This is a genomic window from Rapidithrix thailandica, assembly GCF_039710355.1.
Classification (GTDB): Bacteria; Bacteroidota; Bacteroidia; order Cytophagales; family Flammeovirgaceae; genus Rapidithrix; species Rapidithrix thailandica.
This window is the reverse complement of sequence record NZ_JBDKWZ010000028.1, coordinates 38652-47548: the sequence shown is the minus strand read 5'-3', so window position 1 is coordinate 47548 and position 8897 is coordinate 38652. Positions and strand designations below refer to the sequence as shown.

The window sequence follows — 8897 nt, the reverse complement described above, 5'->3', positions numbered from 1 at the left end:
TGGCCATGGACCGCCAATCGTTTTGCTTTATTTAATTTTAGTACAACGGAAGACGGTGTAGATGGTATTGCCGATTTCGACTGGTTTCGCTATCAAGATACCTTGTCACAAACTGAAACCAGGTAAAATACCTCCTCTTCTACAAAGACATCAACAAGTATTTGGTTTGATAAGCCAGGGAAATCGTTTGAAGAGTCGTGCCCCATAGGAAACGGGCGCCTTGGCGCCATGGATTTAGGTGGCATAGCGACAGACCGAATTGTGTTGAACGAAAGCTCAATGTGGTCTGGTGGAGAACAGAACCTCCGCCTGGCCGCCCAGCTAGCCAAAGAGGAAAATTTGGAAAGTCATGTGTTGGCCTTTGACAAGCGGGCAATGGAGATTTACTACGAATGGGACGACAAGAAGGTAGACTTTATCAACAGCTTGCGGGACCCACAGAAAAGCTCCTTTTACAAGTCTGTACACAGCCGGATGAAGATGCATTATATCCGGCTGGCGGGAGTGATGGAATGCCTGAGAGCGGCCTGTCACGAATCCAACCTGGAGTATGTGACCTATCCGTCCTCGTATGCAGCTGCACAGCTCTGTGAGTACTACGAAGAGCAGATTTTAAAGGTGTTTAACTTTATCAATGCCTCTCCTTATAAAGGCCAATCCGGACACTTCCGGGTAAACTGGCGAAAGGTATTTGGTGGCAAGAGCCAGCTGGAAGCCCGGAAATCAAACAGACCTTAAAACGGGAGTACAAGATGAGCGAGCGTTCGGCGGCCAATTACCTGACCAATGCCCGGAAAACGGGTGTTTTACGCTACGGAGGCCGGATAGACCGTAAAAGCGTGTATATCTTAAACCAATAAGAATTTTCCTTTAAGTAGAGAAGAGCTTACAAAAAGCCCTGGGACATCGTTTCCGGGGCTTTTTAGTTCTCCTTAAAGGGGAGAGAGCTTTTTAAGGCCTGTAGAATCATATATAGAATCACTTCTAAGGGACTAGAAAGGTTTTAAAATGTAGTAAAGTACTTCTAAGAGAGTAGAAAGGGGTTAAAACTTTCTAAAGTACAAAAAAGGGGCTGTGATTTTTCTATAGGCTCCCTTTTCTTCCTATTCACTCTTAACTTTTATAAAAATACTACTTGCATTTTTGTACACTTTGTTACAACTAGTTTTAAATCAATAAGATACAAGCGTGAAGTGTGCAATTGTCGATTTGCATTTTGCACACTTGCCCGGCAAGTATGCAAAATCAGTTTGCATACTACAAAAGCGCTAAGTTATTGATAATCAACAAAAAGTAAAACGTAGTATGCAAGGGCTTTGCATTTTACTTTCATGCTACAAAGTATTGAAATACAGCACTTTACAGTGGTTATACTCGCGAGGTGTGCAAAGTATGCAAAAATGCAAGTCGTGTTTGGGGAGTGGGGCTTTGAGGGGGTGGGAGAGAATAATGTTGAAAAAGGTGTGACTGGGTGGTTTCTTGGAAAAGTTTAATGTTTTTTAATCATAAAAAACAATGTGTGTTTATATAAAATTTCAAATTATATATTTATGCTGTATTTTTATAGCAAATAAAAATTAAAAATAATGTATTTGTTTGCTATTGAGGGGGTTATATGAAATATTTAAAATATTAATTGTGATAATGTATAAGGTTGATAATACCTTAAAGTCAGGAAGTAATAAATCAAAATTATTTGATCAGATAAACCGGACTAACAGTAATGTCAACCTGTTTAAAAATACTATATTAAATGGCTGATGTACACAAACCAGTGACAAGAAGTTACAACATGAGCCGGATAAAAGGGAAAGACACAAAGCCTGAAATGTTGGTCAGAAAGTTTTTATTTTCTGAAGGGTTCAGATACCGGCTGCATGATAAAAAATTGCCTGGAAAACCGGATTTGGTGTTTCCCAAATACAAAACCGTGGTATTTATCCATGGTTGTTTTTGGCATGGCCATGAGGGATGCAAGTATTTTGTTGTACCCAAAACAAGAACAGAGTGGTGGGTTGATAAAATCAATAAAAATAAACAGAGAGATCTCGCAAATATCGATTTACTGTTTAAGGAAGGATGGAAGGTAATTATTGTATGGGAATGTGAGCTAAAACCTGAAAAGAGAGAAAGAACCCTTCAATCCCTTGTGCGCAAACTAACTAAATAAATAAGACCAGAATTAAATGAGTGAATTGAAATACATAGATCTATTTGCAGGAGCGGGAGGCCTCTCTGAAGGGTTTATCAGAGCTGGTTTCAAACCTGTTGCACATGTTGAAATTGACAATGCCGCCTGCTATACGCTCAGAACCCGTGCAGTTTATCATTATCTGAAATCCATTAACAAATATGACCTTTATATAGCTTATCTGAAAGGAGATATATCAAGAAAGGAACTGTATTCCTCTGTACCGTCTGAAGTATTGGATACAATAATCAATTTGCCGATTGGGGCAGAACATTACTCTGAAATCAATAAAATAATTGAAGAACAACTGAGAGTAAGGAAAGTTGATTTGATAATTGGAGGGCCTCCTTGTCAGGCCTACTCATTGGTAGGAAGGGCAAGGTCTAAAACAAGTATGTCAGATGACCCGAGGAACTACCTTTATATACCTTATGCCGAGTTTCTTGGAAAATACGAACCTAAAATGTTTGTATTTGAAAACGTTGTCGGACTGAAATCAGCTGGTAACGGGATTTATCTGGAAGATATGAGAAAGCTCTTTCTGACAAAAGGGTACTTTCTCAAGCTATTTATTGTAGAAGCCAATAACTTCGGAGTGTTACAAAACAGGAAACGGATTATAATTATTGGCTGGAGAAAAGAATTGTCATTGGATATCCCTGATCTTGAATCAATCAAAATCAACACGGATTATAAGGTGAGGCACTTGTTTGAGGATTTGCCTGGAATTCAGGCAGGAGAGGGAAAAGACAAGTTTTTAACATATAAGTCTGACACCAACAGTTATTTGGAACAAAGCTTAATCCGTAATGGAATTGATGTATTGACTCAGCATGTTGCCCGGCCTCATACAGACCAAGACAAAGAGATTTACAGGATTGCTTTGAAAAAGTGGAATAAAAAACGAGAGCGTCTGAATTATAATGATTTGCCGGATCGTCTGAAAACTCATAAAAACAGAGATTCATTCTATGACAGATTTAAGGTAGTAGCTCCGGATGAGCCTTATTCTCAAACTGTAGTTGCCCATATAGCCAAAGACGGACACTATTATATTCATCCTGATATCAGTCAGAACAGGTCGATAACAGTTCGTGAAGCTGCCAGACTGCAATCCTTTCCGGACGATTATTATTTTGAAGGTCTTAGGGAAGGCATTAACAGAACTCCAGGCTTCAGGCAGATTGGAAATGCTGTCCCGCCATTGATGGCGTATGAGATTGCGAAAAGAATAAAAAGCATCTTATAAGCTTTTTTCAAAAAGCTTATTGCAAAAAAAACATAATCAGGTCTACTATAGACTAAAAAGAGTAGGAATAGGAAGTAATAATAGGGTATAATAAAAAAAGAATGTGATTGTTTCTTAAATAATGAAGCCTAAAACTAGGTAGGTTTATTTCAAATTTGAAAATAAGATCAAAAATATAGGAAAACAAAAGTTTAATAAAGCCTTCCCCTAACGAACTAATGGATATTGATGATTAACTATTCCAAAATAGAATCCATCTCAGCTGAACCAGAAGCGAGTTCAATGATAGAAACCTTCCGTGCAATCGGGTATTCTGTTGAAACTGCAATTGCTGATATCATTGATAATTCCATTTCTGCTGAAGCCAAAAATATTTGGGTAGACTATTCTTGGAATGGTCCTGATACAGTAATTTCTATTACGGATGACGGTTTTGGGATGACTAATGATACATTAATTCAGGCCATGAAACCAGGTAGTGTCAGTCCTTTAACAAAAAGACGTGAAAATGACCTGGGAAGGTTTGGGCTTGGACTTAAAACAGCTTCTTTTTCTCAATGTCGAAAATTTTGTGTCATATCAAAAACGAAAGACACTCCAATTGTTTACTGGTCCTGGGATTTGGATTATGTCAATTATGCAAAAGCATGGAAACTGATTAAATTCTGTCCGGATATTGAAGGTTTTAAACAGAAATTAGGTGATCTTAACTCATGCACAACCGTCATATGGCATGATATAGACCGGTTAACAAAAAACACCTCATCTGGTAGTGTTACTTCCAAAGCCAAATTCCTGGAGACTATGGAGCGGGTAAAGAAGCACCTCTCAATGGTTTTTCACAGGTACATGGAAGAAGGGTTAAATGTATTTTTCAGAGGTAGGAAGATTGCTGTTTGGGATCCTTTTATGATCGGTTATGAAGGACTTCAACCAAAACCGGAGACGGTTTTAGAAGGTGGTAAAATTCGTATTAAGGGATTCATATTACCTCATAGGTCAAAATTAACAACTGAACAATATAATTATGGGAAAGGCCCGGAAGATAGCTGGACAGCACATCAGGGATTCTATGTATATAGGAACAAAAGACTGCTTGTGGCAGGCGACTGGCTAGGCATTTTTAAAAAAGAAGTTCATTATGATTTGTGCAGAATTAGTGTTGACCTACCTAATACTATGGATGATGAATGGCAGGTTGATATAAAAAAATCAATAGCCCGGCCACCAGGGAGATTGAAAGAGCAGTTACTTTCTGTTGCGAAAGAAGCAAGAGGACAGGCATTGGAAGTATACAGGCACAAAGGCAAAGTCATAAAAAGAAAACTTATTGTTAATGAATATTTCCCTTTTTGGGAAGAAAGGACAAGACATGGCAAACGGTTTTATAAATTAAATAGGAATCACCCACTGTTAAAGGAACTTTTTCAAAAAAATAATGGGCTTTCCGGTGAAATAGAAAAAGTCCTTCAATTTATCGAAGAAACCGTTCCGGTTCCTCTTATTACACTAAAGGAGAATGAAAATGAGTTTCCACACGGACAACCATTTGAAGGAAAGAATCAGCAAGTTGTTTCAGAGGTAATGAAAATCATGTATGAGAACATGATTTCTGAAGGCGTTGAACCCGAGCAGGCTAAAGCTAGAATTGCGAATATAGAACCATTTAATTTTTATCTGGAATTTCTCGAACAGCTATAAAATGATTGAACAAGCTATACGAATTATAAGGGTGTTGCTCGGTAATACTACATCTGTAAGCAGAGAGCAAATAGAAGAACGGGTAACCCAAGTTCTTCAGATGTCTGATTTTCAAGACTGCGACAGGAAGCAGTTGATCAGGGAAATTGAAAGTATATATAGTGTTCGTGTAGAGGATTACAGGATAATTGAGAGGGAAGAAAGACGTCTGCCATGGCTAAATGAAAAAAGAGGTGTAATCAACTGGGATTTTTGGTCGCGATATCGTGCTTATTTACAGGACGAAAAAAATTTCGCACCAGACACATTAAATAAACTTGATCGCCTTACCGACAGAATATTGGATGGGCTCTTTGATCCCACTGCTAATATTCAAATAGATAAAAAAGGACTGGTTGTTGGACAGGTTCAGTCCGGCAAGACATCAAACTACACTGGCCTTATCTGTAAAGCTGCTGATGCGGGATTTAAACTCATCATTGTACTGGCTGGAATACACAATAATCTTAGAAGTCAGACTCAGTTAAGGCTTGATGAAGGGTTTCTTGGTTTTGATACACAACATACAAGAGCATTCAACCTGAATAATAATATCAGGATTGGAGTAGGGAAAATAAATAAATCGGGCACAGCTCATTCCCTGACATCCAGCCTGGGTAACGGGGATTTTACACAAGGAGCAGCAAATGCATTAGGGTTAAATTTCGACACCAATGAACCTATCGTTGCTGTGGTTAAGAAAAACCCTCATGTTTTGAGACGGTTACATCAGTGGTTGTCATCAAAGGTTAATCTTGTTGATGCAGATGGGAGGAGAATTATTACGAATAAGTCATTACTACTGATTGATGATGAGGCTGATAATGCTTCTATTAACACAAATAAACCAGAATGGGAACCGACAAGAATCAATGGTCAGATCAGGGATATTTTGGGTTTATTCAGAAAATCTGGATATGTTGGTTATACAGCTACACCTTTTGCAAACATTTTTATTCCGCTTGAAGAGGATAACCTGTTTCCACGGGACTTCATCATAAATATTCCGGCCCCTTCAAATTATGTTGGGCCTGAAAAAATATTCGGATTCCAACCAGTCGAAGATGAGGACGAATCCAATACCGTTTATCCAATAATCAACAGAATTGAAGACCATCAGTCATTTGTTCCCGACAAGCATAAACAACTTGACCAGCTACCATCTTCAATTCCTGATTCGTTGAAACGGGCAATTCGTTGTTTCATTCTGACATGTGCTGTTAGGAGATTAAGAGGACAAACGACTGTTCACAATTCTATGCTGATCCATGTTTCTCGTTTTCAGCTGTGGCAAGATCACATAGCTGACCTTGTACAAAATCAGTTTGATCTTTACCGAAGGGGAATAGACCAGAATGACAGAGATACACTGGAAGAATTCAGAGCAACATTTGAAGATGATCAACCAAGTTATAAGTCATACATAACCGTTTCAAATCAAATATTAAATTCCCCGCTTGCAACAACAGACCTGCAAATTCAGGTTCATTTATGGGAAGATGTGTTAGCACATCTTAATGATGCTGCCTCTAGGATAGAAGTGAAGGCAATTCATGGTGGCTCCCGCGAGGCATTGAATTACTATGATCACCGTGATGGATTATCAGTTATAGCTGTTGGAGGAAATAAATTATCAAGAGGACTGACCCTCGAAGGGCTGTCTGTCAGCTATTACTTACGTTCATCAAAAATGTATGATACATTGATGCAAATGGGACGCTGGTTTGGTTATAGACCGGGCTATGTTGATCTTTGTAGATTATTTACAAGCCGGGAACTGAATGAATGGTTTTGTCACATTACTCATGCGACAGAAGAATTACGCGAGGAATTTGATTATATGGCTGATGTTGCCGGCTCTACTCCCGAACAATATGCATTGAAAGTTCGAACTCATCCGGGAGTATTACAAATTTCTGCAACCAACAAATTACGTTCTGCAGTAATGGTTCATGTAACTTGGGCAGGTCGTCTGGTTGAATCATATGAGCTTAAGAAAGAACAATCAATTATTGACCATAATCTGGATTCTACAAACACATTCATATCCGGGCTGTCGGATAGTTACAGTACAATTAATAACAATTTTGTTTGGTATGACAGATCTGCGAATGAGGTTATTGATTATTTAAATGGGATAAGAACACCGGAAAACCTAAAAGCGTATGATCCTCAAAACCTTATCCGGTTTATTAACGCACAACTGCCAAATGGTGAATTAACAAGCTGGCGGGTCGCTCTTATGTCAAAACGAAACAGTTCCTATACCAGTGTATTTCAAATTAACAGTAATCCGATTGATATTGGCTGTTTCATGAGACGAGAAGACGAAAATAATTCGGATAGCAACATTTATTACCTTAGGAAATCACACATAATCAGCCCGAAAGATGAATTCATAGACTTGACCTCTGAAGAATATACGAGGGCTATGGAGTTGACTGCGGAAGATCGGGCAAAGAAGAATAAAGAAGGAACTCCTTCATATCCCAATGGAGAAATTGTTCGAAACAAAATAAGAGATCCCAAAAAACCTTTATTGCTCATTTATTTACTTGATCCTGCCGGTGCCGGAATGCCTACTGGTTCAAATCCATTTGTTGGTTACGCAATCAGTTTTCCTGGTAGTGACTTTAGTGCATATGTTGCCTATGCTGTGAATGAACAACTGCTGGACAGATTTAACATGGAAGAAAACGTAGACGATTTTATTGATGATGAAAATTGAGAAAATATGGGATGAACTTGAAGGCGATAAATTTTTGCAAAGCGGCTTGCTTTACAAAAGATTTTCAGGAAAAGTTAAACCTGACGTATATGTTAGCCTGAAAGTACCGGAAAGGCTTAGGTGCATTGCCGTACACCTTGATAAAAGCTTTGATCTACAACTACAAAACTGTGATAAGTTTAGAGATATTAAGATTGAAATTCTGCCTGACGAAAAACAACCTCAAAAGCAGTTTATGCTAATTTTGCTTCTTAATAATCAGCATAAAGATATCTTCTCAGCCTTATGTGAAGATTTAATCAGCGAGGTTTCTGAGACTACAAAAGAAAGCAGCTTGATTAATCAACTCCTCCTCAGGCTAGAAAAATGGAGGTTGCTATTTGAAAAACTTGGACAACAGGGACTATCAGATGAAGCACAAAGAGGATTGTATGGTGAACTTTATTTTCTGAGAAAATTTCTAACTCATTCGGATAATCATGAATTTTGTATTTCCAGTTGGAAGGGACCAGAAAAGGCCATCCAGGATTTTCAATTTTCCGATTGGGCGGTAGAAGTAAAAACCACACATGGTAAAAATCATCAAAAACTACAAATCACAAGTGAACGTCAGTTAGACACCTCGTTCGTCCCAAGTATTTTTCTCTACCATCTATCACTTGATGTCCGTAGACATCATGGAGAAACGCTAAATGAAATTGTTGAAGGGGTAGAAGGACTTATCAGCAACAACCCTGTTGTGTTGAATGCTTTTAAAGTTAAACTTCTGGAAGCCAATTATTTTGATATACACCTTGATTTGTATAATGAAAATGGCTATTCAATAAGACAGGAAAATATTTACCGTATAACCGAAGACTTCCCCAGAATTACTGAAAGTCTTGTGCCTTCAGGTGTTGGTGATGTGAAATACACTGTTATCATTTCAAATAATTCTTGGTCGTTAAGTGAAGATCAATTATTCTCAGAGATAGCAAACTATTGATTTT

Annotated in this window: 6 protein-coding genes; all 6 read left to right on the top strand. The window is 38.2% G+C overall.

Features of this window, described 5'->3' with window-relative positions:
- Positions 1-159 precede the first annotated feature (159 nt).
- Entirely contained in the window at positions 160-738 is a 579-nt protein-coding gene (locus tag AAG747_RS28395; protein ID WP_346824651.1) for a glycoside hydrolase N-terminal domain-containing protein, read from the top strand.
- 1015 nt (positions 739-1753) lie between these two features.
- Complete coding sequence (locus tag AAG747_RS28390) at positions 1754-2170, top strand: very short patch repair endonuclease (RefSeq protein WP_346824650.1); 417 nt, start codon at positions 1754-1756, stop codon at positions 2168-2170.
- A gap of 16 nt (positions 2171-2186) precedes the next feature.
- Complete coding sequence (locus AAG747_RS28385; RefSeq protein ID WP_346824649.1) at positions 2187-3440, top strand: DNA cytosine methyltransferase; 1254 nt, start codon at positions 2187-2189, stop codon at positions 3438-3440.
- Between the two features lie 228 nt (positions 3441-3668).
- Entirely contained in the window at positions 3669-5141 is a 1473-nt protein-coding gene (locus tag AAG747_RS28380; RefSeq protein WP_346824648.1) for an ATP-binding protein, read from the top strand.
- 1 nt (position 5142) lies between these two features.
- A complete protein-coding gene (locus tag AAG747_RS28375; protein ID WP_346824647.1) occupies positions 5143-7908 on the top strand; it encodes a Z1 domain-containing protein in 2766 nt (921 codons plus the stop codon).
- The gene (locus tag AAG747_RS28370) at positions 7895-8893 is read left to right on the top strand and encodes a PD-(D/E)XK motif protein (RefSeq protein ID WP_346824646.1); all 999 of its coding nucleotides are present in this window, start codon (positions 7895-7897) and stop codon (positions 8891-8893) included. The genes AAG747_RS28375 and AAG747_RS28370 overlap by 14 nt, the downstream gene beginning before the upstream one ends.
- Positions 8894-8897 lie beyond the last annotated feature (4 nt).

Excerpts from the sequence above, each read along its gene's own strand:
- AAG747_RS28370 (WP_346824646.1), top strand. The coding sequence starts at position 7,895 with ATGATGAAAATTGAGAAAATATGGGATGAACTTGAAGGCGATAAATTT.
- AAG747_RS28380 (WP_346824648.1), top strand. The coding sequence starts at position 3,669 with ATGATTAACTATTCCAAAATAGAATCCATCTCAGCTGAACCAGAAGCG.
- AAG747_RS28385 (WP_346824649.1), top strand. The coding sequence starts at position 2,187 with ATGAGTGAATTGAAATACATAGATCTATTTGCAGGAGCGGGAGGCCTC.
- AAG747_RS28390 (WP_346824650.1), top strand. The coding sequence starts at position 1,754 with ATGGCTGATGTACACAAACCAGTGACAAGAAGTTACAACATGAGCCGG.
- AAG747_RS28375 (WP_346824647.1), top strand. The coding sequence starts at position 5,143 with ATGATTGAACAAGCTATACGAATTATAAGGGTGTTGCTCGGTAATACT.